The organism is Microbacterium sp. PMB16 (genome assembly GCF_051294855.1).
Taxonomy (GTDB): domain Bacteria; phylum Actinomycetota; class Actinomycetes; order Actinomycetales; family Microbacteriaceae; genus Microbacterium.
On record NZ_CP145908.1, the window covers coordinates 3619182 to 3644875 of the forward strand.

At 68.0% G+C, this 25694-nt stretch carries 28 protein-coding genes and 1 tRNA gene; 8 read left to right on the forward strand and 21 right to left on the reverse strand.

What is annotated here, in order from left to right; translation table 11 throughout:
* Positions 1 to 12: 12 nt before the first annotated feature.
* Positions 13 to 195, reverse strand: coding sequence for a hypothetical protein (locus V5D55_RS17420; protein WP_435745444.1), 183 nt, complete (start codon positions 193 to 195; stop codon positions 13 to 15).
* A 546-nt stretch (positions 196 to 741) separates the two neighbouring features.
* Here V5D55_RS17420 and V5D55_RS17425 point away from each other — a divergent pair.
* On the forward strand, positions 742 to 1035 hold the full coding sequence (locus V5D55_RS17425; protein WP_435745446.1) for a hypothetical protein: 294 nt from the start codon (positions 742 to 744) through the stop codon (positions 1033 to 1035).
* Positions 1036 to 1155: 120 nt separating this feature from the next.
* Here V5D55_RS17425 and V5D55_RS17430 read toward each other — a convergent pair whose 3' ends face one another.
* From V5D55_RS17430 to V5D55_RS17445, 4 genes are all read right to left on the reverse strand, one after another.
* A complete protein-coding gene (locus tag V5D55_RS17430) occupies positions 1156 to 1287 on the reverse strand; it encodes a hypothetical protein (RefSeq protein ID WP_435745448.1) in 132 nt (43 codons plus the stop codon).
* Positions 1288 to 1938: 651 nt separating this feature from the next.
* Entirely contained in the window at positions 1939 to 2538 is a 600-nt protein-coding gene (locus V5D55_RS17435; RefSeq protein ID WP_435745451.1) for a helix-hairpin-helix domain-containing protein, read from the reverse strand.
* A gap of 97 nt (positions 2539 to 2635) precedes the next feature.
* Positions 2636 to 5212 carry a leucine--tRNA ligase gene (gene leuS, locus V5D55_RS17440; protein ID WP_435749334.1) on the reverse strand — a complete coding sequence of 859 codons (2577 nt, stop codon included), beginning with the start codon at positions 5210 to 5212 and terminating at the stop codon, positions 2636 to 2638.
* 34 nt (positions 5213 to 5246) lie between these two features.
* Entirely contained in the window at positions 5247 to 6566 is a 1320-nt protein-coding gene (locus tag V5D55_RS17445) for an anthranilate synthase component I family protein (RefSeq protein ID WP_435745453.1), read from the reverse strand.
* Positions 6567 to 6607: 41 nt separating this feature from the next.
* Between V5D55_RS17445 and V5D55_RS17450 the strand changes: the two genes are divergently transcribed.
* Genes V5D55_RS17450 through V5D55_RS17460 form a run of 3 tightly spaced genes read left to right on the forward strand, consistent with a single transcriptional unit; the run spans position 6608 to position 9174 of the window.
* The gene (locus V5D55_RS17450; protein ID WP_435745455.1) at positions 6608 to 7279 is read left to right on the forward strand and encodes a DedA family protein; all 672 of its coding nucleotides are present in this window, start codon (positions 6608 to 6610) and stop codon (positions 7277 to 7279) included.
* A gap of 4 nt (positions 7280 to 7283) precedes the next feature.
* Positions 7284 to 8309 carry an App1 family protein gene (locus tag V5D55_RS17455; protein ID WP_435745457.1) on the forward strand — a complete coding sequence of 342 codons (1026 nt, stop codon included), beginning with the start codon at positions 7284 to 7286 and terminating at the stop codon, positions 8307 to 8309.
* 1 nt (position 8310) lies between these two features.
* On the forward strand, positions 8311 to 9174 hold the full coding sequence (locus V5D55_RS17460; RefSeq protein WP_435745460.1) for a 3-methyladenine DNA glycosylase: 864 nt from the start codon (positions 8311 to 8313) through the stop codon (positions 9172 to 9174).
* A gap of 2 nt (positions 9175 to 9176) precedes the next feature.
* Here V5D55_RS17460 and V5D55_RS17465 read toward each other — a convergent pair whose 3' ends face one another.
* From V5D55_RS17465 to V5D55_RS17485, 5 genes are all read right to left on the reverse strand, one after another.
* Positions 9177 to 10373, reverse strand: coding sequence for a glycoside hydrolase family 3 N-terminal domain-containing protein (locus V5D55_RS17465; protein WP_435745462.1), 1197 nt, complete (start codon positions 10371 to 10373; stop codon positions 9177 to 9179).
* A gap of 25 nt (positions 10374 to 10398) precedes the next feature.
* On the reverse strand, positions 10399 to 11055 hold the full coding sequence (locus V5D55_RS17470; RefSeq protein WP_435745464.1) for an SDR family oxidoreductase: 657 nt from the start codon (positions 11053 to 11055) through the stop codon (positions 10399 to 10401).
* 29 nt (positions 11056 to 11084) lie between these two features.
* Entirely contained in the window at positions 11085 to 11612 is a 528-nt protein-coding gene (locus V5D55_RS17475) for a hypothetical protein (RefSeq protein WP_435745466.1), read from the reverse strand.
* Entirely contained in the window at positions 11609 to 12400 is a 792-nt protein-coding gene (locus V5D55_RS17480) for a hypothetical protein (protein WP_435745468.1), read from the reverse strand. The genes V5D55_RS17475 and V5D55_RS17480 overlap by 4 nt, the downstream gene beginning before the upstream one ends.
* 64 nt (positions 12401 to 12464) lie before the next feature.
* A complete protein-coding gene (locus tag V5D55_RS17485; protein WP_435745471.1) occupies positions 12465 to 13535 on the reverse strand; it encodes an NAD(P)-binding domain-containing protein in 1071 nt (356 codons plus the stop codon).
* A 137-nt stretch (positions 13536 to 13672) separates the two neighbouring features.
* On the opposite strand from V5D55_RS17485, the gene V5D55_RS17490 reads away from it, so the two are divergent.
* Positions 13673 to 13748: transfer RNA gene (locus tag V5D55_RS17490), tRNA-Ala, on the forward strand.
* Between the two features lie 135 nt (positions 13749 to 13883).
* Positions 13884 to 14069, forward strand: coding sequence for a hypothetical protein (locus V5D55_RS17495; RefSeq protein ID WP_435745474.1), 186 nt, complete (start codon positions 13884 to 13886; stop codon positions 14067 to 14069).
* A 79-nt stretch (positions 14070 to 14148) separates the two neighbouring features.
* Here the strand turns inward: V5D55_RS17495 and V5D55_RS17500 are convergent, their stop codons facing one another.
* The 10 genes from V5D55_RS17500 to rplU form a co-directional block, all read right to left on the reverse strand.
* The gene (locus tag V5D55_RS17500) at positions 14149 to 14838 is read right to left on the reverse strand and encodes an SDR family oxidoreductase (RefSeq protein WP_435745476.1); all 690 of its coding nucleotides are present in this window, start codon (positions 14836 to 14838) and stop codon (positions 14149 to 14151) included.
* Between the two features lies 1 nt (position 14839).
* Positions 14840 to 15220 (reverse strand): ribosome silencing factor, encoded by a 381-nt coding sequence (rsfS, locus tag V5D55_RS17505; RefSeq protein ID WP_435745478.1) that lies wholly within the window; start codon positions 15218 to 15220, stop codon positions 14840 to 14842.
* The gene (locus tag V5D55_RS17510) at positions 15220 to 16512 is read right to left on the reverse strand and encodes a hypothetical protein (protein WP_435745480.1); all 1293 of its coding nucleotides are present in this window, start codon (positions 16510 to 16512) and stop codon (positions 15220 to 15222) included. Before V5D55_RS17510 ends, rsfS begins: the two co-directional genes overlap by 1 nt.
* Entirely contained in the window at positions 16509 to 17114 is a 606-nt protein-coding gene (nadD, locus tag V5D55_RS17515) for a nicotinate-nucleotide adenylyltransferase (protein ID WP_435745482.1), read from the reverse strand. The genes V5D55_RS17510 and nadD overlap by 4 nt, the downstream gene beginning before the upstream one ends.
* Positions 17115 to 17136: 22 nt before the next feature.
* Positions 17137 to 17361: a hypothetical protein gene (locus tag V5D55_RS17520; RefSeq protein ID WP_435745484.1), complete on the reverse strand. Its 225-nt coding sequence runs from the start codon at positions 17359 to 17361 to the stop codon at positions 17137 to 17139.
* 67 nt (positions 17362 to 17428) lie between these two features.
* Positions 17429 to 18682 (reverse strand): glutamate-5-semialdehyde dehydrogenase, encoded by a 1254-nt coding sequence (locus tag V5D55_RS17525; RefSeq protein ID WP_435745487.1) that lies wholly within the window; start codon positions 18680 to 18682, stop codon positions 17429 to 17431.
* A 9-nt stretch (positions 18683 to 18691) separates the two neighbouring features.
* Positions 18692 to 19477, reverse strand: coding sequence for a glutamate 5-kinase (proB, locus tag V5D55_RS17530; protein WP_435745490.1), 786 nt, complete (start codon positions 19475 to 19477; stop codon positions 18692 to 18694).
* Positions 19474 to 20973: a GTPase ObgE gene (gene obgE, locus V5D55_RS17535; RefSeq protein ID WP_435745493.1), complete on the reverse strand. Its 1500-nt coding sequence runs from the start codon at positions 20971 to 20973 to the stop codon at positions 19474 to 19476. Before obgE ends, proB begins: the two co-directional genes overlap by 4 nt.
* 119 nt (positions 20974 to 21092) lie before the next feature.
* Positions 21093 to 21350, reverse strand: coding sequence for a 50S ribosomal protein L27 (gene rpmA, locus V5D55_RS17540; protein ID WP_028501603.1), 258 nt, complete (start codon positions 21348 to 21350; stop codon positions 21093 to 21095).
* A 19-nt stretch (positions 21351 to 21369) separates the two neighbouring features.
* Positions 21370 to 21678 carry a 50S ribosomal protein L21 gene (rplU, locus tag V5D55_RS17545; protein ID WP_028501602.1) on the reverse strand — a complete coding sequence of 103 codons (309 nt, stop codon included), beginning with the start codon at positions 21676 to 21678 and terminating at the stop codon, positions 21370 to 21372.
* Positions 21679 to 21889: 211 nt separating this feature from the next.
* Between rplU and V5D55_RS17550 the strand changes: the two genes are divergently transcribed.
* Positions 21890 to 22159 carry a DUF4031 domain-containing protein gene (locus tag V5D55_RS17550; protein WP_435745496.1) on the forward strand — a complete coding sequence of 90 codons (270 nt, stop codon included), beginning with the start codon at positions 21890 to 21892 and terminating at the stop codon, positions 22157 to 22159.
* Here V5D55_RS17550 and V5D55_RS17555 read toward each other — a convergent pair.
* Entirely contained in the window at positions 22121 to 24757 is a 2637-nt protein-coding gene (locus tag V5D55_RS17555; RefSeq protein ID WP_435745498.1) for an Rne/Rng family ribonuclease, read from the reverse strand. The two genes, V5D55_RS17550 and V5D55_RS17555, sit on opposite strands and share 39 nt — an antisense overlap.
* A 283-nt stretch (positions 24758 to 25040) precedes the next feature.
* Here V5D55_RS17555 and V5D55_RS17560 point away from each other — a divergent pair, with 283 nt between their 5' ends.
* Positions 25041 to 25658 (forward strand): vitamin K epoxide reductase family protein, encoded by a 618-nt coding sequence (locus tag V5D55_RS17560; protein ID WP_435745500.1) that lies wholly within the window; start codon positions 25041 to 25043, stop codon positions 25656 to 25658.
* Positions 25659 to 25694 lie beyond the last annotated feature (36 nt).

The window sequence follows — 25694 nt, forward strand, 5'->3', positions numbered from 1 at the left end:
CGAGACGATGTCTTACGAGTGGGAGCGCTTGCGTCGGTAGTCGCGAATCGAGTACGTCAGGAACACACCCGCGGCCAGCACCATGAAGACCACAGACACCGGACTCCACCACTCCGGAAGACGCTCTGCGAACAGCAGCCCAGCAATGCCGAGAACGAGGGCAACTCCGAACAGGTATCTGCTCCACACAGTCATGCGACCAGCCTATCGACGCACTCACGCGACGATAGCTCCTGTCCAGAACTCCGGTGCCGCCCCGTTTCGGCGGCGATCGCATGAAGTCGCGTCTATCGACGCTGGCGGCGACGTAGGGGCGACGGCCGCGACCTGTCGTCTCTTACTCGCCTCACCTGGCTTGTCTGCCAGGTGAGCAGTGCCGCCGATCCTGCCACCAAGACTCCGATGACGATCCATTGAAGACGCGAGTACTCGATTCCGCTTCGAGCGGTCGCGCCAGGAGGACGAGCATGTACATGAACAGCATCGCGCAGAATGCGAGCATCGCACGGTGGAACCGAAGCCCTCGCTGATCGATCGATCCCACCATGCGTCGAGGCTACGACACCGTGATCGCATCAAGTCCGCGCGTCGCCTCTCGCGCCCAGTGATCGCGCCGAAGGCGCTCTCACCTGCTCAGCCACATCTCACTTCCCTGTCTGGCCCTTTAGCGACGATAGGACCACCTATCGCAACGATCCGGCGCGCCTGTGCCGAGGGACACGGCGCATATAGTGTGAGCGCATGAGCAACGATGAGCGGAGCATCCGATCGGCATTCAGCGGCTTCGGCGGTGAACTCCTGGGGGGCGTGCAGGGCATGGCCAACGGGCGAATTGATCGCGCGTTCGGCCAGGGATTCGATGAGGCCGCGAACCTATGCGTGAACCTGGTCGCCAAGACAATCGCCGACCTGGTCGGAAAGATCAATGAAGGCGAGTTGCTGACGCCGGATGAGCAACTACTAGTTGGAAAGCTGACCGTGCTGAAGGCGGAGATGGAACGTCAGCTCCACGCCTGGGAGCCGCCCGCCGAGTAGCCCGGGGGTTCAGCACGCCAACAGCATCGAGATGGTCTGAGCGCGATGTGGTTGTGACAGCTCTCATCTGGGCAGGCGCTGCGCGTCCGACGTCGTGCCCTCGAAAGCTGCACGGCATCATCAGTCCGCGACGTCCTTCTGCGAGATCAGGCCGTCACGAACATCTCGCACCTGCCGCGCGAGGTCCAAATATCCGACCACGCCCAGCGAATTGATGAAGGCAGTGGCGTCAAAATTCAGTTTGATCGTCACCTGCGTCGAGCGCGCGAGCGATCACCATCGGTACCGCGTGCCGTGAAAATGTCCCACGCCGCCGACTACCGCAGGTCGGGGGTGTCAAGCAGGATCTTGGTGATGTCGAATGCGGCTCGGGGATCAGCATCAGCGGCTGCCGCGATCGTTGAGCCAATCATGTAACGCGCTTTCCTGAGTTCGGGGCCCAACTCGAGCGCTCGCTTCAACCGTGGAAGCCACCAAACCGCCTGGAACTTTCCGCTCTTCACGACCCAATGGAACTCGCGAAGTTCGGCCGAGTCTTCCGGGGTAATTTCGACGTGGGCGATTCGCGTATCCCACACTGATGAGAACCGCTCCCGAATACTCTCGTCTACAGCTGTTGCATGCATAAATTCCCACGAGACCTGGCCAAGAGCAGCTCCCCGATCGCGAGCAATCTGCGCTGCGCTGCGCTGCGCTGCGCTGCGAAAGACGGAAGAGGACCATCCCGCACACCGCAACCGCACCGATGGCACAGGCACCACCCACGGTTCAAGCCCCGGCCGGGACAAACACGCGCAGCACGGCAGCACCCCAGGCTCCAGTCGCGACGGGCAGCAGGAGATCACGCGGCATCACGCCCGTCCTGCCCGATCGGCACTGCCCGAACCGACGCGGTCGTCACTCTCAGACGCGCGCACCGTCACGAATGCCCTCCAGCAGCTTCTCTCCGATCCCCGGAACGGCGAGAAGATCGTCGACCGACTGAAACCTGCCGTTCTCGTCACGCCAGGCGATGATCCGCTCGGCCAACGCCGGCCCGATGCGCGGGAGGGTCTCCAGTGCCACCTGGTCGGCCGTGTTCAGGTCCACACGGTCGTCGCCGGGCGGCGCGGCTCGCGGCGCGTCAGAGGCTGCCCCGACCGTCGGCACGATGATCTGCTCTCCGTCGGCGAGAACTCGCGCGAGGTTGACCGCCGCGAGATCGGCCTCCTCGGTCGTACCTCCCGCGGCAGCCACCGCATCCACAAGACGCGCATCCAGTTCGAGGACGTACAGCCCCGGCCGCTCCACCGCTCCGAGCACGTGCACGTAGAGCTCGCCGGAGGGGCCAGACGTCTCCCCCGCATCCGATAGCGGCAGCGAGTCGGTCGGCGCGGCCTGACCACGCAGGATCCCGAGACCGACGGCACCGGAGAGCACGACCAGCGCCAGCACCACCGCGGCGCCGATACTCAACCTCAAGCGGCGGCGGCGGGGAGCGGGCGGAGGCTGCTCGGAGGTCATCCCGTCACGCTAGACGCGGCGGGGTACCGGTGAGAGGCGCAGAGACGCCGACCGGGGACAACCCCTCAGGATCGTCCCCGGTGGAGGAGTCTCTGTCTCAGCCCTTGACGACGATGCTGACGATTTTCGGGGCCCGCACGACGACCTTGAGGATCTCCTTGTCGCCGATCGAGCGGATCACGCGCTCGTCGGCGCGGGCGAGCGCCTCGAGCTCGGCCTCGCCGATGCGCGCCGACACCTCGAGCTGTGCACGCACCTTGCCGCCCACCTGCACGACCGCGGTGATCGTGTCTTCGACGAGCAGCGCCGGGTCGGCGGAACGCCAGGTCACCAGGCCGACAGAAGGCTCGTGACCGAGCATCTCCCACATCTCCTCGGCGGTGTGCGGGGCGATCAGGTCGAGCATGACGGCGATGGTCTCCGCAGCCTCGCGCACGGCGGGGTCTGCCGCACCGGCCGCACCGTCGATCGTCTTGCGCGTCGCGTTGACGAGTTCCATCAGACGCGCGACGAGCACGTTGAACTTCGTCTGCTCGACCAGTGCCGGAGCCTCGGAGAGCAGCTTGTGCGTGGCACGGCGCAGCGCTGCGTCTCCGGTCGCGAACACGACGTCGACCGGGCTCGAGACCTCCCCGGCGATGCGCAGGGCGCGCGCGAGGAACTTCTGTGCACCGGTCGTCGAGACGTCGGCCCAGTCCTTGTCGTCCTCCACAGGACCCGCGAATGCGAGGCCGACGCGCAGTGCATCGGCGCCGCACGCGTCGAGCTCCTCCTCGAAGAGCACTAGGTTGCCCTTGCTCTTCGACATCTTCGCGCCGTCGAGCAGGACCATGCCCTGGTTGATGAGGTTCGAGAACGGCTCGGTGAAGTCGATCAGCCCCATGTCGAACAGCACCTTCGTGATGAAGCGTGCGTACAGGAGGTGCAGGATCGCGTGCTCGACGCCGCCGATGTACGAGTCGACCGGAGCCCAGCGGGCCGCCTGCGCCGGATCGAAGGCCACGGTGTCGCTGTTCGGCGACAGGAAGCGCAGGAAGTACCACGAGCTGTCCACGAAGGTGTCCATCGTGTCGGGGTCGCGCAGCACCGGGTCACCGGATGCGGGGTCGACCGTGCGCACCCAGCTCTCGGCAGCGCCGAGCGGTGACGCACCCTTCGGCTTCAGGTCCAGCCCCTCGACGCTGGGGAGCTTCACCGGCAGCTGATCCTCGGCGACCGGGATGATCCGGCCGTCCTCGGCGTGCAGCATCGGGATGGGCGTGCCCCAGAAGCGCTGGCGCGAGATCAGCCAGTCGCGCAGGCGGTAGTTCTTTGCCGCACGGCCGGTGCCCGACGCTTCGAGCTGCTCGATCGCACGAGCGATGGCGTTGCGCTTGGAGAGGCCGTTCAAGGCGCCGGAGTTAATCATCCGGCCTTCGCCGGTCAGCGCGATCCCGGTCGACGCGGGGTTCTGCTCGTCGAGCGCCGCACCGGTGTCGATCGGCACGCCTTCCTCATCGACCTCGATCACGGGCATCGCGCCCGTGATCGGAGCAGTCGTGTCGACGACGACCTTGACCGGCAGGTCGAATGCGCGCGCGAAGTCGAGGTCGCGTTGGTCGTGCGCGGGCACCGCCATGACCGCGCCGTGACCGTAGTCGGCCAGCACGTAGTCGGCGGCCCAGACGGGCAGCTTCTCACCGTTCACCGGGTTGATCGCGTAGCGCTCCAGGAACACACCGGTCTTCGGGCGGTCGGTGGACTGCCGATCGATGTCGGTCTCCTTCTGCACCTGCTCCAGGTACGCCCGGAAGCGCTCCTGCACCTCGGCCGGAGCATCCACCACCAGTTCGGAGGCCAGATCGGAGTCGGGCGCGACCACGAAGAACGTCGCTCCGTGCAGCGTGTCGGGGCGCGTCGAGAACACCGTCACCGGCTCGTCCCGGCCCTCGATCGCGAAATCGACGTCGGCACCGACGGAACGGCCGATCCAGTTGCGCTGCATCTGCAGCACCTTGTGCGGCCAGAACCCCTCGAGCTGGTTCAGGTCGTCGAGCAGCCGGTCGGCGTAGTCGGTGATCTTGAAGTACCACTGCGTCAGCTTCTTCTTCACGACCTCGTAGCCGCAGCGTTCGCAGCGACCGTCGACGACCTGCTCGTTCGCGAGCACCGTCTGGTCGTTCGGGCACCAGTTGACGGCGCTCTTCTTGCGGTAGGCCAGCCCGCGCTCGTGGAGCTTCAGGAACAGCCACTGGTTCCAGCGGTAGTACTCCGGGTCGGAGGTGTGCAGCACCCGCGACCAGTCGAACGACACCCCGTACGACTGGAACGCCGCCTTCTGCTGGGCGATGTTCGTGTAGGTCCATTCGCGCGGGTCGGCGCCCTGGCGGATGGCCGCGTTCTCGGCCGGCAGCCCGAAGGAATCCCAGCCGATGGGGTTGAGCACGTTGTGCCCGCGGTGACGCCAGAAGCGCGCGACGATGTCGGAGTAGAGGTAGTTCTCGGCGTGCCCCATGTGCAGGTCGCCGGACGGGTACGGGAACATCGCCAGCACGTAGCGCCGCGGGCGCGTGTCATCATCGCCGCCCGTGAGGAAGGTCTCGTTCTCCGCCCAGTACTTCTGCCATTTGCTCTGGATGGCGTGCGCCGACGGGGTCCCCTCGTCGGCGGGACCGAAGGACAGGTTCTCAGACAACGAACGCACGACCAATCTGCAGGAAAAAACGGGATCAGTTCAGGATATCGGAACGCCAGAGGGCGGGCATTTCCGCGCCCAGCGCCGCCAGCGGAGCCCGCGCCTTGGTCGCGACCTCGGCGACCTCGGCGGCGGCCACCGATCCCCAGGTGATACCGCCCCCGGCACCGACGAGCGCGCGATCCTGATCGATCACGATGCTGCGGATGATCATCGCCAGATCGACCGCGCCGTCGACGCCGACATATCCGAAGCAGCCGGCGTAGACGCCGCGCGGTCCGCCCTCGAGCTCGTGCAGCCGCGTCATTGCCGAGAGCTTCGGTGCACCCGTCATGCTTCCCGCCGGGAAAGTCGCCTCGAGAAGTGCGCCGATCGTGGTGCCCTCCGCTGCGGTCCCGCTGACGGTGCTCACGAGTTGGTGCACGGCCGGGTAGCTCTCCACGATCCACAACCCGTCCACGCGGATCGAGCCCGGCACGCACACGCGCGAGAGGTCGTTGCGCATGAGGTCGACGATCATGACGTTCTCGGCGCGCTCCTTGACGTTCGTCGCGAGTTCGGCGGCGAGCGCGGCATCCGTCTGCGGATCCGCGCTGCGCGGCCGAGTCCCCTTGATGGGCCGTGAGCGGATGACTCCGCCCGCAGCGTGCAGGAACTGCTCGGGACTCGCGCTCAGCAGTGCCCGCCCTCCGATGCGCACGAATCCGCCGTGATGGGCCGGTGTCGCGGCCCGAAGCCGCTCGTAGACGGCCACGGCATCGTGCGCGCCGGGCACGGTGAAGCGCGTCGTGAGGCACAGCTGATACGCGATCCCGGCGCGGATCAGCTCCCGGCAGCGTTCGATGAGCGCGGCGTATTCAGCGGGGTCGTGCCGCGCCTCGGCGATTCGGCCCTCACCATCCGCCCGGTCCGGGGATGCGTCCGAAGGACGAACGGATGCCGTCGCGACGGCATCCGCCCACGCTTCTGCCTCTTCCGGTGCGCTGAGCGTCCATGCACGCCTGGCGAAGTGATCGAACGCGACGACGCGGGTGGCACGAAGCCACGTGGGGTCGGACCCCTCCCGCTCGTCCGATACCGGAGCTCCGGCGACCAGCGCCCCGCTCTCGTAGTCCCGCCACCCGACCCAGCCGCCCAGGAACGGCGGCAGCGCGACATCGGGTGGCGCGACGTCGAGGCGCACATCCTCGGGAAGCATCGATACCTCCCCGAGCCCGACGAAGCTCCAGCCCTCGGTGGCTGCTGCACCCGCATCGAGCCAGAAGACGTCGACGGACTCCTGCTCCAACATCCGGAACACCGTCGCCGGCTCCACCCAGCGGGGCAGCTCTCGGGGACTCAGGCGTTCGCGCACCTTTCCAGCCTAGGACCGGGGTGCTCCCGTATCCTCAAGGAGTGGAGGACTTCGTACCGTGGCTGATCGACTTCATGCGGTCGATCGATCCCATCGCCCGCACTCTCATCGCGGGCCTTGCGGTCCTGCTCGAGACCAGCGTCCTGATCGGACTGGTCGTCCCGGGAGACACGGTCGTGCTCGTCGCCTCGATCGGCATCACCAGCCCCGGTGAGGCCGCGGCGATGATCGTCGCCGTCCTCGTCGGCGCGCTGATCGGCGAGAGCATCGGCTTCGGACTCGGGCGGTGGATCGGTCCGCACATCCGGGCGTCCTGGGTGGGACGTCGAGTCGGCGAGAAGAACTGGGTGCGCGCCGAGCGCTATCTCGCCCGTCGGGGTGGCATCGCCATCTTCCTGTCCCGCTTCCTCCCGGTGCTCCACTCCCTCGTCCCCCTCACGGTGGGGATGAGCCACTTCTCCTACCGCCGGTTCCTCGCGTGGACGGCACCCGCCTGCCTGCTGTGGGCCACGGCATACGTGAGCATCACCTCTCTCGCGGCCGGAAGCTTCGACGAACTCGCAGACAAGGTCCACTACGCCGGCTACATCTTCGTCGGCATCATCGCGGTCTTCCTCCTCGCGGTCTTCCTCGGCAAGAAGCTGCTGCAGCGCATGGAATCCCGTCACCTGGAGGCTGAAGAAGCGGAGTCGGACGCCGACGTGAAAGACTGAGGCAATGGCTTCCGCACCCCCGGCGCCCCGGATCCACTGGTTCGCGCGTCTCGAGCACCGCCTTCACGTCTGGCGTGAGGGCCGTGCGCGCCGCCGCGGGCGCGTCGCCACCATCCTGCCGTTCCCCGGCTACGGCGGTCCTGGGTGGGTACGCGTCGTCGGTCGTGTGCTGATCGTCCCGCCTGCCCGTCGCACCCGCGACGGAGAGCCTGCGAGCGTGCGCGGCTGGCGGAGCTTCGTCGGCATCCCGGTGAGCTTCGCCGCGGTGACCGTGCACCTCGGCGACTCCACGCATCAGGTCGTCGCCGACCGTGGCGGGGTCATCGACACCGTCATCCATGCGGATCTCGAAGCCGGGTGGCAGACGTTCACGATCTCCGTCGAGGAGCAGGAGCCGGTCGAGGCGCGGGCGTTCGTCGTCTCCGACAGCACGAACTTCGGCGTGGTCTCCGATGTCGACGACACCGTGATGGTGACCGCGCTCCCCCGCCCGTTCATCGCATTCTGGAACTCTTTCGTGCTCGACGAGCACGCACGTCTTCCCGTGCCGGGGATGGCCGTGCTGCTGGATCAGCTGCTGCGCCAGCATCCCGGCGCCCCGATGGTGTACCTCTCGACCGGTGCCTGGAACGTCGCACCGACGCTCTGGCGATTCCTCGGCCGTCATCTCTTCCCCGCAGGTTCCATGCTCCTGACCGACTGGGGTCCCACCCATGACCGGTGGTTCCGGAGCGGGCGCGAGCACAAGCTCACCAACCTGCGTCGCCTCGCGACCGAATTCCCCGACGTCAAGTGGCTGCTGATCGGCGATGACGGTCAGCATGACGAGTCGATCTACACGCAGTTCATGGAGGAGCACCCCGAATCCGTCGCGGGTGTCGCGATCCGCCGCCTGCTCCCCGCCGAGGCCGTGCTGGCTGGCGGGCGCGCCGAGTCGGAGCCGCACGCCGCCGACTCCGCCCCCTGGGTCAGCGCTGAGGACGGCGCAGGTCTGAGGGACCAGCTCGGCGAGGCCGGCATCCTGCACTGACATGACTCTGGCACGCGAGGAGTGGCTGGCCCGCGAGCGGGCTCATCAGGCGCGGGCGGATGCCCTGACCGCCGAGCATCGTGAGCGCGCGTCTCGAGCCGAGAAGCACCCGGTGTGGGACTTCCTCTTCACCTATTACGCCTACAAGCCCGCGCAGTTGCGTCGCTGGCACCCGGGGGCGGGCATCGAGCTCGCCGACGCGGCGGACCGCGCGTCCTGGCGTTGGTACTCCCCTGGCTCGACGGAGGGAGCTGTCGTGCCCGACGCCGGGGCCTTCGCCCGCGAGAAGACCGAGCTCGCGGATCTGATCGAGCGGATGCTGCGCCGCACGGCCTCACGCCCCGGACAGTTCGGGTGCTTCGGGCTGCATGAGTGGGCGATGGTCTACCGCGCCGACGAGCACCGGCACGCCGTTCCGCTGCGTTTGGGGCAGGCGGGTACCGACGCCGTCGTCGAGAACCACGATCTCCGGTGCACGCACTTCGACGCCTTCCGCTTCTTCACCCCCGATGCGGTGCCACGGAACCGCGAGTCGCTGACCCGTGACGATCAGCCGCTGTTCGAGCAGCCGGGGTGCCTGCATGCCGGCATGGATCTCTACAAGTGGGCGATGAAGCTCGGGCCGCTCATCCCCGGCGAGCTGCTGCTCGACGCCTTCGAGCTGGCGCGCGACATCCGTCAGCTCGACATGCAGGCGGCACCCTACGATCTCTCGCCCTGGGGCGTCGTGCCCGTGCCGATCGAGACCGCCGACGGCAAGAGCGAGTACGTGCGACGGCAGCGGGGCTTCGCGGAGCGCGGTGCGGCGCTTCGGGTCGCCCTGCTGACCGCCTGGCAGGGCGAGAGCGCGCTCGCCAACGCGTGACGTCAGTCCACGGGGTCGCAGTCAGGGCACGGCGTCCATTGCGCCGTCGCGGCAGACAGACGCAGCCGCAGTGTCACCACACGAGTGGCAGCCTCTTCGAGCCTGTCCGCCGAGAGGGAACCCGAGTCCACGGCGGCGGCGATGCCTGCGGTCATCCGCCCCGCCGTACCGGCGTCGGAACCCGCGATCATCAGGAGGAGGTCGGAGCCGGCCGCCAGGGCGGCCACGCCGTTCGCGACCGGATCGGCGTACGCCGGGTCGCCCGATGACAGCAGCATGCCGAGGTCGTCGGTCACGATGATGCCGTCGAAGCCGAGTTCATCCCTGGCGATCTCGTGCCAGGCCGGTGAGAGGGATGCCGGAGCGCTGTCGACCGCGGTGTATGCCAGGTGTCCGAACATCAGCAGCGAGGCTCCGGCATCGATGCCGGCCTCGAACGGCTTCGCCTCGGTCGAGCGCCACTCCTTGAGGCTCATCGAGGAGTCGGGGATCGCACTGTGCGAGTCGCCGGGCGCGGCACCGTGTCCGGGGAAGTGTTTGAGGGTCGAGGCGACGAACTGCTCCTGCGCCGTCGTCGCCGCGGCCACCCGATCGGCTGCGCCCTGCGGGTCCGAGCCGAGCGCTCGCCCGTAGATGAACGATCCCGAGTCGGAGGTGACATCGGCGACGGTGCCGAAGTTCACTGTGATGCCGGAGCGCGCCACGAGCGAGCCGCGCGCCGCGAACGCTGCCGTCGCGTCGGCGACCGGGCGATCCTTCAGCGTGGTCGACGCCGGATAGTCGTCGCCGTTCAAGCGCGACACGATGCCGCCCTCCTGGTCCACCGCGATCAGCGGCGGCAGGGCGGGGTCGATCGTCAGGGCGGCTGTGAGGCGCTGGAGGGCCGCTTCCGAGTCGGGGATGTTCGCCCCCATGAGGATGAAGCCGCCGAGCCCGGAGCCCATGTACGCGTGCAATGCCGCCGGGTCGGTGCCGCCGATGTGACCCATGACGACGGTCGCTGCCCGCTCTTCCACCGTCATCTGCGCGACGAGCGCTGTTGCGCGAGCGTTCATCGCGTCGGACGCGGTGTCAGCGGCGGCCGTCGACACTCCCGCCGGGGCCGACGCCGCAGTCATCGCCGCAGCGCCCGGTGCGACACATACCGCTGCCGCCACGGCCAGCAGCGCGGCGGCAGCCCAGGTGCGGTGACGCGGCATGTCGTCTCTCCGGAGCGTCGTGCGCTCAGCAGGCGAGCGCGTCGGCGACCGTGACGGCGGAATCCGCGTCGCCGTTGCCGAAGCGGATGGTCCGCCCGATCGTGCACGGCTGTGTCAGGGCCTCGGCGATCACTGCCGCGACATCGGCACGGGAGACCGCGCCGCGACCCTCCGGATCGATCTGGATCTGCCCGGTGGGCGCGTCGAAGGTGAGCGTCCCGGGGGCGAGGATCGTGCCCTCCAGCTCGGTGCCGCGCAGGTGCTCGTCCGCCGCCCACTTCGCGTCGGCGTAGGCGAAGAACGAGTCGTCTTCCGGAACTCCGTGGTCGGCGGTCGAGCCGAGCCACGAGACCATGACGTAGCGTCGAACGCCCGCCAACTGCGCGGCATCCATCGTCCGCTCTGCGGCATCCCGGTCGACAGCGTACGTGCGCTCAGGCGAGCCGCCTCCTGCGCCGGCAGACCACACCACGGCGTCGTGGCCGCGGATGATCTCGGCGAGGACGTCGACGTCGAGGTGCTCGACGTCGGCCACCAGGGCTCGGGCACCACCGGACTCGACCTCGGCCGTGTGGTCGGGGTTGCGGATGACGCCGGTGATCTCATCCCCGCGTGCGGCGAGAAGCGGGGCGAGGAGCAGGGCGATGCGGCCGTGGCCGCCGAACACGATGATGCGCGACATGCTCTTCACCCTACGCGCCGAGACAGACGTCAGCGCGGGGTCTGCGCGCTGTCGATCACGAACGCCTGCGGGTGAGAGGGCAGGTAGCGCACCACGACCGGCGCACCGCTGGGCATGTAGGTGTCGCGATCCGGATACACCGCTGGGGTGAAGAAGTTGCTCTCGAGCGTGTACTCGACACCGTCAGCCGTGGTGAACGTGACCCAGTCGCCGTCCATCGTGGCGGTCGTCGGGCGACCGTTGTCGTAGATGTAGGCGCGCGTGACCGGCACACCGGTCAGGCTCAGGATGCCGAGCACCAGCGAACCCAGCATCACGAAGGCGAGGATGCGGAAGACGATGCGGGCGATGCGTTGCCGGATCTGCCCGCGCGGACGCTCTTCCGGCCGGAGCAGACCCTCCCGCTCGCGGATGGTGCGCAGCGACCCGCCGGGTGCCGCTCCGCTCACCGACATCGCGAAGAGACCGAGGATCGAGAAGCCCGCGATGAAGACCATCGCGTATCCGTGCGAGGCGGGGAAGTTCACCAGCCAGATGAGGGTGTCCATGGGGTTCATCGCCCGGCCTCCTTCTCGATCGTCACGGCAACGGTCTGCGGGTCCTCCCGGCGGTAGAACGCCCAGATGGGAGCCCCGACCTGCAGACGGGAGATCGCCTGCGGATACACGAAGACGGTGGTGTCGGCCTCCCAGGTGGCGGCGCCCTCCGGCGCCATCAGCACGCGCAGTGCGAGTTCGCTCTGCCCCTCCTTGCGGCGTCCGGTCGGCCGCACCTCGAGGACGGATGCCGGGACCTGCGTGCCGGTCATCCTCGCGCGCACCTGATTCGGAGCGATGAGCCCGCGGTCGATCCGCCACTGCATCAGCGCATCGCGCACGGCCGGCTCGGTCAGGTCGGCGAGCTCGATGGTGTCCTGGTCGGTCAGGCTGTAGCGGACGGGCATCGGCGCCCCGACCTGGAGCGCGGCGAAGTCGCTCGCGTCGACCAGCATCCTGAGCTGTCCGATGAAGTCGTCGCCGGCGAGCGGCGTCACGCGCACGAAGATGTCGTACTGCGGCACATCGTTCACCGTCAGGCCGGTGCGTGAGATCTCGACGACGGTGCCGACGCCGATCTGCGCGTCGCCCCGGGGCACCTTCCGTCGACCGAGGCCGACGAATACCCCGCCGAAGGTCAGCACCAGTCCCCACGCGACTCCGATGAAGATCGGGCCACCCAAGGTGTCCTCGCCCGAGAACGGCAGGATCGACTGGCGCTGGTTCACGCCGAAGAGGCCTTCACCGGCCCAGATGAGGAGCCAAGCCGAGAGCAGCAGCCAGACGACGGCGATGACGATGCGGAGCATGACCACAGCGTAGCGAGCAGGTGCTGCGCCTACCGAACACAGCTTTCGGACGGTGTGGCGCGGCTCAGCCGCCTGTCACCGACTCCCGGACGGCGCTCAGTGCCCGCTGCACGCCCTTCGCCGCCGACCTACCCGCGCGGTTGGCGCCGATGGTGCTCGCGGAGGGGCCGTAGCCGACCAGCTGCACGCGCGCGTCCGCCACCGCGGTCGTGCCGCGTCCGTTGCGGTCGAGCTGGATGCCTCCCGCCGCGCTCCGCAGATGCAGCGGCGCGAGATGCGAGATGGCGGGCCGGAAGCCGGTGGCCCAGAGGATGACGTCGACGCGCTCGAACGAGCCGTCGGCCCAGCGCACGCCGTCGGGTTCGATCCTCGAGAACATCGGGCGGCGGTCGGCGTAGGCGCCGAGGAGTTCGGCCTCGCGCTCCTGCGGCCGCAGCATCAGCCCGGTGACGCTGACCACGCTCTGCGGGGGAAGGCCTGCGGCGACCCGCTGCTCGACGAGCGCGACCGCGGCGGCACCGGCCTCGGGTGAGAAGTCGCCCGTCCGCCACGCCGGCTCTCGCCGAGTGGCCCAGAGGGTCTCGGTGATCGGTGCGAGGGCGCCGAGGAACTGCACGGCCGACGCCCCGCCGCCGACCACCAGGACCCGTTTGCCGACGAAGTGCGCCGGACCCGGGTAGTCCACGGTGTGCAGCTGCTCCCCCAGGAACGTCTCCATCCCGGGATAGTGCGGGAGGAAGGGATGGGTCCACGTTCCGGTCGCGTTCACGAGGGTGCGCGTCGTCCATTCCCGATCCTGTGCACGCACCACGAGCAGACCGTTCTGATCCTCGACTCGATCGACCTGCACGGGCCTGATGACAGGAAGGTCGTGCGTGCGCTCGTACGCGGCGAAGTACGCCGGAACGGCCACGTTCGCGCGCTCCTCGTCGCGAGGAGGGGCGGTATCGGCGGGAAGCTCGGCGACGCCGTGCACATCCCGCATCGTCAGCGCGTCCCAGCGGTGCTGCCACGCGCCGCCCGGCCGTGAATCGGCGTCGAGCACGACGTGCGAGATCCCCAGTCGGGTCAGATGGAAGGATGCCGAAAGACCGGCCTGCCCTGCACCGATCACGACGCTGTCGAGGATGTCCACGATGAATCGAACACCTGGGGCCCGGCCGTTGTTCCGGGAGCTCGCGACGCGCCCGGGGTCCGCTCCCGGATTGGTGCTGCCGCCGACTCGTGTAGTACTCTTTTCAAGTTGCTCCGAGGTTTTACAGAGCAGCGTCTGGGCCTGTGGCGCAGCTGGTAGCGCACCTGCATGGCATGCAGGGGGTCAGGGGTTCGAGTCCCCTCAGGTCCACCAGACAAGCCCCCGGATTTCATCCGGGGGCTTTCCTCGTCCTAGCGCTCCCGCAGGCTGCGGTCAACCCGTTCCTGCCACGCCGGGGATCGACGTACCTTTACGGCATCCAGCACCACCGACCGAAAGGATGCGCTCATGTCGAACCCCATTCCTCCCGTGGTCCCGTTCCCGGATGGCGACGAACCCGAAGGTGTTCCCACCAAGGTCGTCGACGGCGAGCATGTGCCAGACACCGACATCGACGACGCGCTCGTCGACAGTGCCGAGGCGGATCGTGTGGCCTCCGGCGCCGACGCCGTCGAAGACGACGACGCTCTCTGAGACGACACAAGCAAACGCACCCCCCGATGATCGGGAGGTGCGTTTCTCGTTCGCGGGCGCCTGTGCGGGGAGGCCGGACTCAGCGACCGGGGCGCACCGTCAGATCCGTGAGGTGAGCGTCACGCGGCAGGTCGAGCGCGGTGAGGATCGTCGTGGCGACGGCATCCGGACTGATGAACCGCTCGGGCTCGTACTCGAGCCCCTCCTGCTGATGCACACGCTGCTGCATCGGCGTCGCAGTGCGGCCAGGGAAGATCGACGTGACGCGGACGCCGTGCTCAGCTTCCTCGGACCGCAGCGCGTCGGCAAGGGCCTTCAGTCCGTGCTTCGACGCCGCATAGGCGGACCACCCGGCGTGAGCGTGCAGTCCGGCACCCGAATTCACGAACACGACGTGCCCACCGGACACACGCAGAATCGGCAGCAGGAGTCGGGTGAGCTCGGCCGGGGCCACGAGGTTCACGGCGAGTTGCTGCTCCCACACGGTGGGCGCGAGGTCGGCCACCGACCCGAGATCGACGACACCTGCCACGTGGAGCAGCGAGTCGATCCGATCCGGCAGGTGCTGTTTGGACAGCGCCCACGAGATCCGGCCCGGCTGGGCGAGATCTCCGACGAGTGTCGTCGCGCCCGGCAGCTCCGCAGCGATCTCGCGCGCACGCCCGGCGTCACGTGCCAGAGCGATGACCTGATCGCCTCGGTCGAGCAGCCGCCGCGCGAGGACCGCACCGATGCCGGAACCGGCACCGGTGATCAGGTGGGTCGGCACGTCAGGGACGATCTGCGGCGGGCTCGGCGACGTCGATCGGGACGACCGGGCAGTCCTTCCACAGGCGCTCGAGGCCGTAGTAGACGCGCTCCTCCTGGTGGAAGACGTGCACGATCAGGTCGCCGAAGTCGAGCAGGATCCAGCGCGCTTCGGAGCGCCCTTCACGGCGCACGCGCTTGTGGCCCGACTCGATCAGCCGGTCCTCGATCTCGTCGGCGATAGCGGCGACGTTGCGCTCGCTGTTTCCGGTGACGAGCAGGAAGATGTCGACCAGCGGCAGCGGCTCGGAGACGTTCAGCGCGACCAGATCTTCACCGCCCTTGTCGATGGCGGCTTGTGCTGCGAGACGCAGCATCTCTTCGGCAGTTTCAGGTGATTGCATCAGAACACATTCGTTGATATGGCGACGACCAGAGCGACCGCCAGAGCGAGAGCCAGACCCCCGACGATGATGGTGAGGACGAGCGTAAGCCGGCTGCCCTTTTCGGGTGCCGGCGGACGGATCACTTCGCCGGCAGGCTTGATGGTGCTGACCGCCGCGCTTGCGGCGATAGGCGTCGGGGAGGATGCCGGAGGCAGCTCTCCGTCGATGAGGACGGCGTCGATGTCTTTTCCATCGGTGGTGCCGTGGGCGTGACCCTGCGAGCCGAGGCCCTGGGGCAGTTCGTAGGAGCCCGTGACCAGGATCTCTCCCGTGGATGCGACAGGACCCGAGAGGGATCCGTCGCCGGGAGACGGCGTGAAGATGAGGGCGTTCGGTGCGGAATGCTGCGATCCCGTGGAATCGCCCACCGTGAGCAGCTCGTCGAAGGACGGGCGGAACGGCGTGTGCACCTCGGGCGCGTCTGTCAGGACACCTTCGCCGAATGCGGAGTTGACCGTGGGGCGGGTGTCTTCGACGACATCGGTGTCGTCGGCGTCGTCCACGTCAGCGAGGACATCGTCAGAGTCGTCGGCGACGGTCTCGACCTCGTCGGACAGACCGAGGACCGCGGCGACGTCGTCCTGCTCCGCCGGCTCAGCGGGTTCCTCGGCCACAGCGACCGGGGCTTCATGGACGGGCGCGGTACCGGAGGCCCGGACAGGCTCCACGACGATCTCTTCGTCGAGGTCGTCGTCGTCTCCCGCCGTGTCGGCCGGAGCGGGGCGTGTGAAGTCGGGCAGGCCGGAGACGATCGCCGAAGACTGGTCATCGCGGACCTGTGCAGGCTCCTCGACCTGTGCAGGTTCGTCGACCTGTGCAGGTTCGTCGAACTGTGCTGGCTCCTCGACCGGGGCGGGCTCTTCGACCAGGGCGGGCTCTTCGACCAGGGCGGGCGCCTCGGCATCGGCCTCTACGGTCGGGGCCTCTGCGGTCGAGGCGTCTGCCTCAGCATCCGCACCGTCGGCGACCGTGACCGAACCGGTCCTCGCGCGCTCCTGCTCGCGGACCTGACGACGAGTCAGTCGACCGCCGGACTCGGCGGCGTCATCGACGACCGGCGCGGGCGCCAACTCGACGGGTTCTGCCGCACGCGGCACGGGAGGCGCGGGCGGCACAGGAGGTGCGGGAGGTGCTGCTGCGGCGGCCGCAGCGTCTTCCGGGGTGATCACCGGCGTGGATCCGGTCAGTCGGATCTCGCGCAGCTGCTTACGCGTGAGCGGACCCTGCTCGTTCTGATCCGATGTACTCATGCCTTGCTCCGATACAGATGATGCTTCGCGATGTACTGGACGACGCCGTCGGGAACGAGGTACCAGACCGGCTGATCGTCGCGAACGCGTTCACGGCACACGGTCGACGAGATCGACAGCGCCGGCACCTCGAGTTGGCTGACGTTGTCGCTCGGGAGGCCGTCGGTGCTCAGAACGTGTCCTGGGCGAGAGACCGCGACGAAGTGGGCCAACTCCCACAACTCATCATGGTCCCTCCAACTGAGAATTTGCGCTACGGCATCCGCTCCGGTGATGAAGAAGAGCTCTGCATCCGGTCGTTCGCTCTTCAGATCGCGGAGGGTGTCGATCGTGTACGTCGGGCCCTCACGGTTGATGTCGACGCGGCTGACGGTGAACTGCGGGTTGGATGCCGTCGCGATCACCGTCATCAGATAACGGTGCTCGCTGGGGGTGACATCGGACTTCTGCCACGGGTGACCGGTAGGGACGAAGACGACCTCATCCAGGTCGAAGGAGTGTGCGACCTCGCTGGCTGCGACCAGGTGGCCGTGGTGGATGGGGTCGAACGTTCCGCCCATCACGCCGATGCGCGGCGCGCGCGTGGTCGCAGCAGTGTTCATAAGGGCGCGATATCCATGGGGCTCAGTGGCCGTGTCCTGCCTCGTGGCCGTCCTTGCCGTGGCGCGCGGCCCATGCGTCGGCCTTCGCCGAGTGGCGGTTGGCGACGTTCTTGTACGACAGCGTCACCAGACCCAGGAATGCGAAGACGATGATGGCGATGACTCCGAAGATCAGCGTCTCGAGCTGGACGTTGCCGTGGTGCTCGGTTTCGGCGGCGGCCATCGCGATCTGTGCGACGAGGTTCATCCTGACTCCGTTTCGTGGCTGTGCTGTTTCGGGATCCTGCGCGGTACAGCGTCCCCCAGTCTAGCCCTCAGGCGCGCGTCTGCCCCGACCCGCGCGCGAGCCACTTCGTGCTGGTCAGCTCCGAGAGTCCCATCGGGCCACGGGCGTGCAGCTTCTGGGTCGAGATGCCGACCTCCGCACCGAACCCGAACTCGCCGCCGTCGGTGAATCGGGTCGAGGTGTTCACCATGACGACAGCGGAGTCGACCTCGGCGAGGAAGCGCTCGGCATTGCGGGAATCGGTCGTGATGATCGATTCGGTGTGCCCGGTGCTGTAGCGGCGGATGTGGTCGAGCGCCTCGTCGAGCGAGTCGACGACCTTGATGGCGATGTCGAGGCTCAGGTACTCCGTCTCCCAGTCCTCTTCGGTGGCGGGGATGACGTTCGAGACGAGGCCGGCGACGATGTCATCGCCGTGGATCGCGACGCCCTCGCTCTGCAGCGCGCTGGCCACCAGCGGGATGAGTCTGGGCGCGGCCTGGCGGTGCACCAGCACCGTCTCGACCGCATTGCAGACGCTGGGGCGCTGCACCTTGGCGTTCACGACGATGTCACGTGCCCAGTCGTCGGGTGCCGTCTCGTCGAGCAGGATGTGGACGTTGCCCGCCCCGGTCTCGATCACCGGAACCGTCGATTCGGTGACGACGGTCTCGATGAGGCCCGCACTCCCCCGCGGCACGAGCACGTCGATGAAGCCACGACCGCGCATGAGAGCCTTGGCACCCTCGCGACCGAAGTCGTCGACCGTCTGGATCGCCTCAGCAGTGACTCCCGCTCCTTCGAGCGCGTGACGCATGATCTCGACGAGCACGGTGTTCGACTCGCGTGCGGCGCTGCCGCCACGGAGGACCACCGCGTTGCCCGATCGCAGCGCGAGCGCGGCGATGTCGACGGTGACGTTGGGGCGCGCCTCGTAGATCGCACCGACGACTCCGAACGGGACCCGCACCTGCTCCAGCGCCACGCCGTTCGGCATCCGGTGTCCGCCGACGACCCGACCGACAGGGTCCGGAAGAGCCGCCACCTGGCGCACCGCAGACGCGAGCGCCGCCACGCGCTTCTCGTCGAGTCGCAGTCGGTCGATCAGCGATTCGCCGATGCCGTCTTCGCGACCACGGACGATGTCGCGACCGTTCGCCTCGATGATCCGAGCGGCATCCCGTTCGAGGGCCACCGCGATCGCTTCGAGCGCGTGCGCCTTGTCGTCGCTGGTGAGAGCGGCAGTGGCGCGAGACGCCTCTTTGGCGCGCACCAGGCGCGCCTGGGGTGTCTGGTCGGTCATCCGCCCAGTTTAGGAGATCGCCGGTTCGAACCAGGTCCCGATGTCGGCGCCGGCGAGGGCCTGATCGACGAGGTCGGCACTGGTCACGAGAACGCCGATACCGGATGCCGCGGCGAGCCGAGCCGCCGACACCTTGGTAGCTGCTCCCCCGGTGCCGACGCTGTTCACGACCGTCGCGCCGAACTCGAGACCACTGAGATCGGCATCCGGCGCCACGATGTCGATCGGCTCAGCGCCCGGATCGGACGGCGGCTTCGTGTAGAGCGACTCGATGTCGCTGAGCAGGATCAACGCGTCGGCCTCGATCAGCTGTGCCACGAGTGCGCCGAGACGGTCGTTGTCGCCGAACCGGATCTCCTGCGTCGCCACCGTGTCGTTCTCGTTGACGATCGGAAGGATCCGCAGTCCGAGCAGCCGCTCCATCGCACGACGGGCGTTCGACCGCGACGTCGGGTTCTCCAGGTCACCGGTCGTGAGCAGGACCTGTCCTGCGACGATGTCGAAGGGACGCAGCGACTCCTGGTAGCGGTAGACGAGGATGTTCTGCCCGACCGCCGCTGCCGCCTGCTGGGTGGCGAGGTCGGTCGGCCTGGCCTCGAGCCGCAGGAACGGGATGCCGGTGGCGATCGCTCCCGACGAGACCAGCACGACCTCCGCGCCGCGGGCGTGGGCTGCAGCCAGCGCCTCGACCAGCACGGGGATGCGCCAGGACGACTCGCCGCTCACCGACGAGGATCCGACCTTGACGACGATGCGGGATGCCGAGGCGAGTTCGGCGCGGGTGCGAGCGGTCACTCGCCCTCCTCGCGGTACGCCGCGAGGCGCTGAGCCTCCACCTCCGCACGAGCAGCAGCCTTGGCATCCATGCGCTCGTAGTACGTCTGACGACGCTCCGAGGTGGTACGGCGGTCGTTCGGTGCGAGACGGGGGTCGGTTCCTCGCGGAGCCGCCATGAGTTCGGCAGCCGAGCTCATGGTGGGCTCCCAGTCGAAGACGATGCTGTCGCCCTCGCCGATCACGACGGTCGATCCCTGCACTGCCCCGACGCGGAAGAGTTCGTCTTCGACGCCCAGCTTCTCCAGGCGATCGGCGAGGAAGCCGACGGCCTCCTCGTTCTGGAAGTCGGTCTGCTGCACCCAGCGCACCGGCTTCTCGCCGAGGATGCGGTACACGTTGCCGTACGTGCCGCCCTCCACGCGGATCGAGAATTCCTTCTTGGGTGCGCGCGTGCGGAGGACGACGCGCTCGCGGGGCGGCGCGACGACGGCCTCACGCCGGTGCTTGTCGACGAGCTCTCCGAGCGCGAGTGTGAGCGGACGAAGACCCTCGTGCGAGACGGTCGAGATATCGAAGACGCGGAAGCCGCGGGCCTCCAGATCGGGCCGCACGAGCTCAGCCAGATCGCGCGCCTCGGGGACGTCGATCTTGTTCAGCGCGATGAGCTGCGGGCGCTCGAGCAGGGGCGTCTGCCCCTCGGGCACCTCGTAGGCGGCGAGCTCGGCGAGGATCACGTCGAGGTCGGAGATCGGGTCGCGGCCGGGTTCGAGCGTCGCGCAGTCGAGCACGTGCAGCAGTGCCGTGCAGCGCTCGACGTGTCGGAGGAACTCGAGTCCCAGACCGCGTCCTTCGCTCGCGCCCTCGATGAGGCCGGGCACGTCGGCGACGGTGTAGCGGAAGTCCTCCGACTGCACGACGCCGAGGTTCGGGTGGAGCGTGGTGAACGGATAGTCGGCGATCTTGGGCCGGGCGGCGGAGATCGCGCCGATCAGGCTCGACTTGCCGGCCGACGGGTACCCCACGAGGGCGATGTCGGCGACGGTCTTCAGCTCGAGCACCAGATCGCGTTCGACGCCCGGCGTGCCGAGCAGGGCGAACCCGGGCGCCTTGCGCTTGGGCGTCGCGAGAGCCGCGTTGCCCAGACCACCCTGGCCGCCGGCCGCGGCGACGTAGCGGTCGCCCGGCTCGATCATGTCGATCAGGACCTCACCGGCCGCGTTCTTCACGACGGTGCCCACCGGGACCAGCAGTTCCAGGTTCTCGCCGAGGAAGCCCGAGCGATGGTCGCCCATGCCGGGCCCGCCGTTGCCGGAGGAGCGGTGCGGCGAGTGGTGGTACGAGAGCAGGGTGCCCGTCTGCGGGTCGGCGACCAGCACGACGTCGCCGCCGTCACCGCCGTTGCCGCCGTCAGGGCCGCCGAGCGGCTTGAACTTCTCGCGGTGGACCGAGACACAGCCGTTGCCGCCCTTGCCCGCACGCAGGTGCAGCGTCACGGTGTCGACGAACGTGACCATGTCTCGATCTCCTCCTGATTGGATGATGCGCCCGGGAACCGATTGTCGATCCGCGGGCAGATACACAGACGGGGCGGGCCGAAGCCCGCCCCGTCCGGATGACTAATGTCGTGCTGTGATCACTCAGCAGCGGCGACGATGTTGACGACCTTGCGGCCGCCCTTCGCGCCGAACTGGACCGCACCGGCGGCCAGAGCGAACAGCGTGTCGTCGCCACCACGGCCGACGTTCACACCGGGGTGGAAGTGCGTGCCGCGCTGGCGGACGATGATCTCGCCGGCGAGGACCTGCTGACCGCCGAAGCGCTTGACGCCAAGTCGCTGAGCGTTGGAGTCACGACCGTTACGGGTGGAGCTTGCGCCCTTTTTATGTGCCATGTCCTGGTCTCCTCGGTCTTTACTTGATGCCGGTGATCTTGACGCGCGTGAGCTCCTGACGGTGCCCCTGACGCTTCTTGTAGCCGGTCTTGTTCTTGTACTTCTGGATGATGATCTTCGGGCCGCGGAGGTTGCCGATGACCTCAGCCGTGACCTTGACCTTCGCCAGCGAGTCAGCGTCGGTGGTCACCGTGGCGCCGTCGACGAGCAGCACTGCGGCCAGCTCGATCTTCTCGCCCTGGGCAGCCTTGACACGGTCGAGCTGAACGATGGTGCCGACCTCGACCTTCTCCTGCCGGCCACCGGCGCGCACTACTGCGTAAACCACTTCATACCTGTTTCGTTGGGGAGCACGTCGGCTCAGGAATCTCACGGGAAGACTGTTGCTTGCATACGTCGCGGACGACGGGTGCAATTGCAAGGCTCTCCGCTCCGACCGACGAGGACGGGGCGGCATACGCACCAAGGGACTACTTTACCGGATCTCGGACGAGGTCGCAAAGCGACTCGGGCGGTGTGTCCGGTCGTAGGCTGACGGGATGACCGTTCTCGTCGACGACCCGATCTGGCCTGCCCACGGGAGACTGTGGGCGCACCTGGTCAGCGATGCCGATCTCGACGAGCTGCACGCGTTCGCGAAGGCCCACGAGGTCCCGGCTCGCGCCTTCGACCTCGACCACTACGACGTACCGGCCGATCTCATCCCCCGACTCATCGCCGCCGGCGCTGAGCACGTCGGCGGCAAGGAGTTGGTGAGAAGACTGATCGCGTCAGGACTCCGGGTTCGCGGACGCGACCGGCGCCACTGAACCGTCGTTGTTCACCGACACCGGAGTGCCGGTGAGTGCAGCGGTGGACACCCGGCGGCGACCGCGTCCCTGACCGGGCGCCTTGGGCTCGGGCAGCGCGTCGAGCACCGAGTCGAGCAGCGCTTCGGCCGGCGACTTCGGTCCCTTGCGGTCGGCGCCGCGCTTCTTCCGCGGCTTCTTGGCGCGCTCGGGGGCCGGAGCCTGTGCAGCCTCGGCAGAACCGGCATCCGCTGCGACCTCGACGGGCTCGAGGCTCGGCGCGAGGGTGGACGCGGCGATCTGCGCGAGGGCCGACTTCGCGCCCTCGGGGATGCTGTGGGTGACGTTCGGGGCCGGAGGGGCGCTCTGGCTCGGGCCGTTGCCGCCACCGCGCTGGCGGCGGTTGCTCTGGCCGTTCCCGTTGCTGCCGCCGTTGCCGTTGCTGCTGCCGCCGTTGGAGCGGTGCTTGACGACGGGGTCGTGGTGCACGATGACACCGCGGCCGGCGCAGACCTCGCAGGCCTCGCTGAAGGTCTCCAGGAGACCGAGGCCGAGCTTCTTACGGGTCATCTGCACGAGGCCGAGCGACGTGACCTCGGCGACCTGGTGCTTCGTCCGGTCGCGGCTCAGGCACTCGATCAGGCGGCGCAGCACGAGGTCGCGGTTCGACTCGAGCACCATGTCGATGAAGTCGACGACGATGATTCCGCCGATGTCGCGCAGGCGCAGCTGGCGGACGATCTCCTCCGCCGCCTCGAGGTTGTTCTTGGTGACCGTCTCCTCGAGGTTTCCGCCCGAGCCGACGAACTTGCCGGTGTTGACGTCGACGACCGTCATGGCCTCGGTGCGGTCGATCACGAGCGATCCGCCGGAGGGCAGCCACACCTTGCGGTCCAGCGCCTTCTCGATCTGCTCGGTGATGCGGAACGCGTCGAAAGGATCTGTCTCGTCCTCGTAGGGCTCCACGCGCTCGAGCAGGTCGGGGGCGACGCTCTCGAGGTACGCGCGGATCGTCTGCTGCGACTCATCGCCCTGGATCAGCATCTTCGTGAAGTCCTCGTTGAAGACATCGCGGACGATCTTGACCAGGAGGTCGGGCTCGGCGTGCAGCAGAGCGGGAGCCTGCTGGTTCTCGACCTGCTTGCGGATGTGCTCCCACTGCGTCGTGAGGCGCTGCACGTCGCGCGTGAGCTGGTCTTCGGTGGCACCTTCGGCAGCCGTGCGGACGATGACGCCCGACGACTCCGGGAGCACCTCCTTGAGGATGCGCTTGAGACGAGCACGCTCGTTGTCCGGCAGCTTGCGGCTGATGCCGTTCATCGACCCGCCGGGCACGTACACGAGGTAGCGACCGGGCAGGGAGATCTGGCTGGTGAGGCGCGCGCCCTTGTGGCCGATGGGGTCCTTCGTGACCTGCACGAGAACGCGGTCACCGGGCTTGAGAGCGAGCTCGATCCGGCGCGGCTGATTGCCCGTCTCGACACCGTCCCAGTCGACCTCACCCGAGTAGAGCACGGCGTTGCGTCCGCGACCGATGTCGACGAACGCGGCTTCCATGCTGGGCAGCACGTTCTGCACGCGACCGAGGTAGACGTTCCCGATCAGCGAGGCGTCCTGGTTCCGCGCGACGTAGTGCTCGACGAGCACGCCGTCTTCGAGGACACCGATCTGCGTGCGGCCGTTCTTGGAGCGGACGACCATCTTGCGATCGACCGACTCGCGACGCGCGAGGAACTCGGCCTCGGTCACGACCGGACGGCGTCGTCCGGCGTCGCGGCCGTCGCGGCGGCGCTGCTTCTTCGCCTCGAGGCGCGTGGAGCCCTTGATGGCCTTCGGCTCGGTGATGTACTCGACGACGCGCTGACGCTGACGCGGCTCATCACGCTGGTCACGCTGGTCGCGCTGGTCGTCACCATCGGAACCGCCCCGGCGACGGCGTCCGCGGCGAGCGGACGCCTGGTCGTCCTGGTCGCGGTCGGCGATGCGGTCGAAGATGCGCTCATTGCGCTCGGGGCGCTCAGCACGCGCGGGCAGCGGGATGACCTCGGGAGCGTAGAAGTGCAGCTGCGTGGAGACCTGGGAGACGAAGACCTCGGGAAGCAGTCCCAGGGAGACCGCGGTCACCGGGCCCGCAGGCTCCGGCTCTTCGGTCGGCTTCGTCTCGGATTCCTCCGAGGCGTCGGTCTCGGCAGCGGCCGGCTCGGCAGCGTCGGTCTCGGCAGCATCGGTCTCCGCCGTGGGCGTCACGTCGGACTCGATCTCGAGATCCGCAGCGACCATGGCCTCGGCGATCGCCTCGACCCCGCCGTCGGTCTGCTCGGCGGGCTGCGCGTCGTCGGAGATCGGAGCGGATGCTCCGCCGTTCACGGCATCCGCTGCGAGCTCGGCCTCGGCCTCGATGATGGCGTCGGCCTCGATGATGGCGTCGGCCTCGACGTCGGCGCCTGCCTCGATGACCGGGTCTCCCGCGTCGGCGACCTCAGCGGATGCCTCTTCGGGATCGGCTGATGCCTCCGCTGTCGCGTCAACGTCGAGAGCCTGGGGCTCCGTCAGCTGCTCCGCGGCGTCAGCCGGGAGGTCGAGGGTCGGGATGTTGTTGTCATTGTTCTCATCGGCCATCTCTGGCTTACTCCCTGCGCGTTGCACCAGGTGCTTCGCGAAATCTCATGCGACACCCGCGGGTGCCGCGAACTCAATCGGCGTGCGACCGGCTCATGGCTCTGATCGCGTGGGGCATGGGGCCCCGAAGTCTGCGTCGATGCGTGTCGCGGCGGCGCCGCTCATCGCATCACAGGCCATTATCGCACCAAGTCGCGAGGAATACGGCATCCCGTCTCCTTCGCCGCGTTTTCACCGGCTCGTTCTCGCCCCATCCATAGCCGTCCCTGGGATAATCCTGAGTATGAGCGAGCAGCCCACCCGCCCCGTCGTCTTCGCCGTATGGCTGATCATCGCGAGTGTCGTCGGCTGGTTCGCCGCCTTCCAGCTCACTGTCGAGAAGTTCGTGCTGCTCGAGAATCCGCAGGAAGCCCTGTCCTGCGACCTGAGTCCCTTCGTCCAATGCAGCACCAATCTGGGGTCCTGGCAAGGTGAGCTGTTCGGCTTCCCCAATCCTCTCCTCGGTCTCACTGGCTGGATGGCTCCGCTGGTCGTCGCAGTGGCGGTCCTCGCGGGAGCGCGGTTCCCCCGCTGGTTCTGGGCCGTCTTCGGCGCCGGGATCACGGCGGCTTTCGTCTTCATCTGCTGGCTGATCGGCCAGAGCCTCTACGCGACCAACCTCGGCGTGCTCTGCCCGTGGTGCATGATCACCTGGGCCGTGGTGATCCCGACCTTCTTCGCCACGATGGTCCATCTCACGCGCAACGGCACCTTCACCGGAAACGAGAAGGTCAAGGCCACCGCAGAGAAGGCCATGGTCTGGGTGCCACTGGCGACCATCCTCGCCTACGCCTTCATCATCCTGCTCATCCAGCTGCGCGGTATCGACTTCCTCGGCGAGATGGTCCGCATCCTGTTCTGAGCCTTTCCCCCGAACGACGAAAGCCCGCCCCCTCGA

What these genes read in the sequence shown, in the direction of transcription:
- V5D55_RS17425 (WP_435745446.1), top strand. Translation starts at nt 742, where the DNA reads ATGAGCAACGATGAGCGGAGCATCCGATCGGCATTCAGCGGCTTCGGC.
- V5D55_RS17520 (WP_435745484.1), bottom strand. Translation starts at nt 17,361, where the DNA reads ATGAACCTCGTCGCACAGATCGCGATGGCCGCCGCCGAAACCGAGCAC.
- V5D55_RS17510 (WP_435745480.1), bottom strand. Translation starts at nt 16,512, where the DNA reads ATGAGTACATCGGATCAGAACGAGCAGGGTCCGCTCACGCGTAAGCAG.
- V5D55_RS17420 (WP_435745444.1), bottom strand. Translation starts at nt 195, where the DNA reads ATGACTGTGTGGAGCAGATACCTGTTCGGAGTTGCCCTCGTTCTCGGC.
- V5D55_RS17550 (WP_435745496.1), top strand. Translation starts at nt 21,890, where the DNA reads ATGACCGTTCTCGTCGACGACCCGATCTGGCCTGCCCACGGGAGACTG.
- V5D55_RS17555 (WP_435745498.1), bottom strand. Translation starts at nt 24,757, where the DNA reads ATGGCCGATGAGAACAATGACAACAACATCCCGACCCTCGACCTCCCG.
- rpmA (WP_028501603.1), bottom strand. Translation starts at nt 21,350, where the DNA reads ATGGCACATAAAAAGGGCGCAAGCTCCACCCGTAACGGTCGTGACTCC.
- V5D55_RS17560 (WP_435745500.1), top strand. Translation starts at nt 25,041, where the DNA reads ATGAGCGAGCAGCCCACCCGCCCCGTCGTCTTCGCCGTATGGCTGATC.
- V5D55_RS17460 (WP_435745460.1), top strand. Translation starts at nt 8,311, where the DNA reads ATGACTCTGGCACGCGAGGAGTGGCTGGCCCGCGAGCGGGCTCATCAG.
- V5D55_RS17470 (WP_435745464.1), bottom strand. Translation starts at nt 11,055, where the DNA reads ATGTCGCGCATCATCGTGTTCGGCGGCCACGGCCGCATCGCCCTGCTC.
- nadD (WP_435745482.1), bottom strand. Translation starts at nt 17,114, where the DNA reads ATGAACACTGCTGCGACCACGCGCGCGCCGCGCATCGGCGTGATGGGC.
- V5D55_RS17435 (WP_435745451.1), bottom strand. Translation starts at nt 2,538, where the DNA reads ATGACCTCCGAGCAGCCTCCGCCCGCTCCCCGCCGCCGCCGCTTGAGG.
- V5D55_RS17455 (WP_435745457.1), top strand. Translation starts at nt 7,284, where the DNA reads ATGGCTTCCGCACCCCCGGCGCCCCGGATCCACTGGTTCGCGCGTCTC.
- V5D55_RS17495 (WP_435745474.1), top strand. Translation starts at nt 13,884, where the DNA reads ATGTCGAACCCCATTCCTCCCGTGGTCCCGTTCCCGGATGGCGACGAA.
- V5D55_RS17480 (WP_435745468.1), bottom strand. Translation starts at nt 12,400, where the DNA reads ATGCTCCGCATCGTCATCGCCGTCGTCTGGCTGCTGCTCTCGGCTTGG.
- obgE (WP_435745493.1), bottom strand. Translation starts at nt 20,973, where the DNA reads ATGGTCACGTTCGTCGACACCGTGACGCTGCACCTGCGTGCGGGCAAG.
- V5D55_RS17465 (WP_435745462.1), bottom strand. Translation starts at nt 10,373, where the DNA reads ATGCCGCGTCACCGCACCTGGGCTGCCGCCGCGCTGCTGGCCGTGGCG.
- rsfS (WP_435745478.1), bottom strand. Translation starts at nt 15,220, where the DNA reads ATGCAATCACCTGAAACTGCCGAAGAGATGCTGCGTCTCGCAGCACAA.
- V5D55_RS17475 (WP_435745466.1), bottom strand. Translation starts at nt 11,612, where the DNA reads ATGAACCCCATGGACACCCTCATCTGGCTGGTGAACTTCCCCGCCTCG.
- V5D55_RS17525 (WP_435745487.1), bottom strand. Translation starts at nt 18,682, where the DNA reads ATGACCGACCAGACACCCCAGGCGCGCCTGGTGCGCGCCAAAGAGGCG.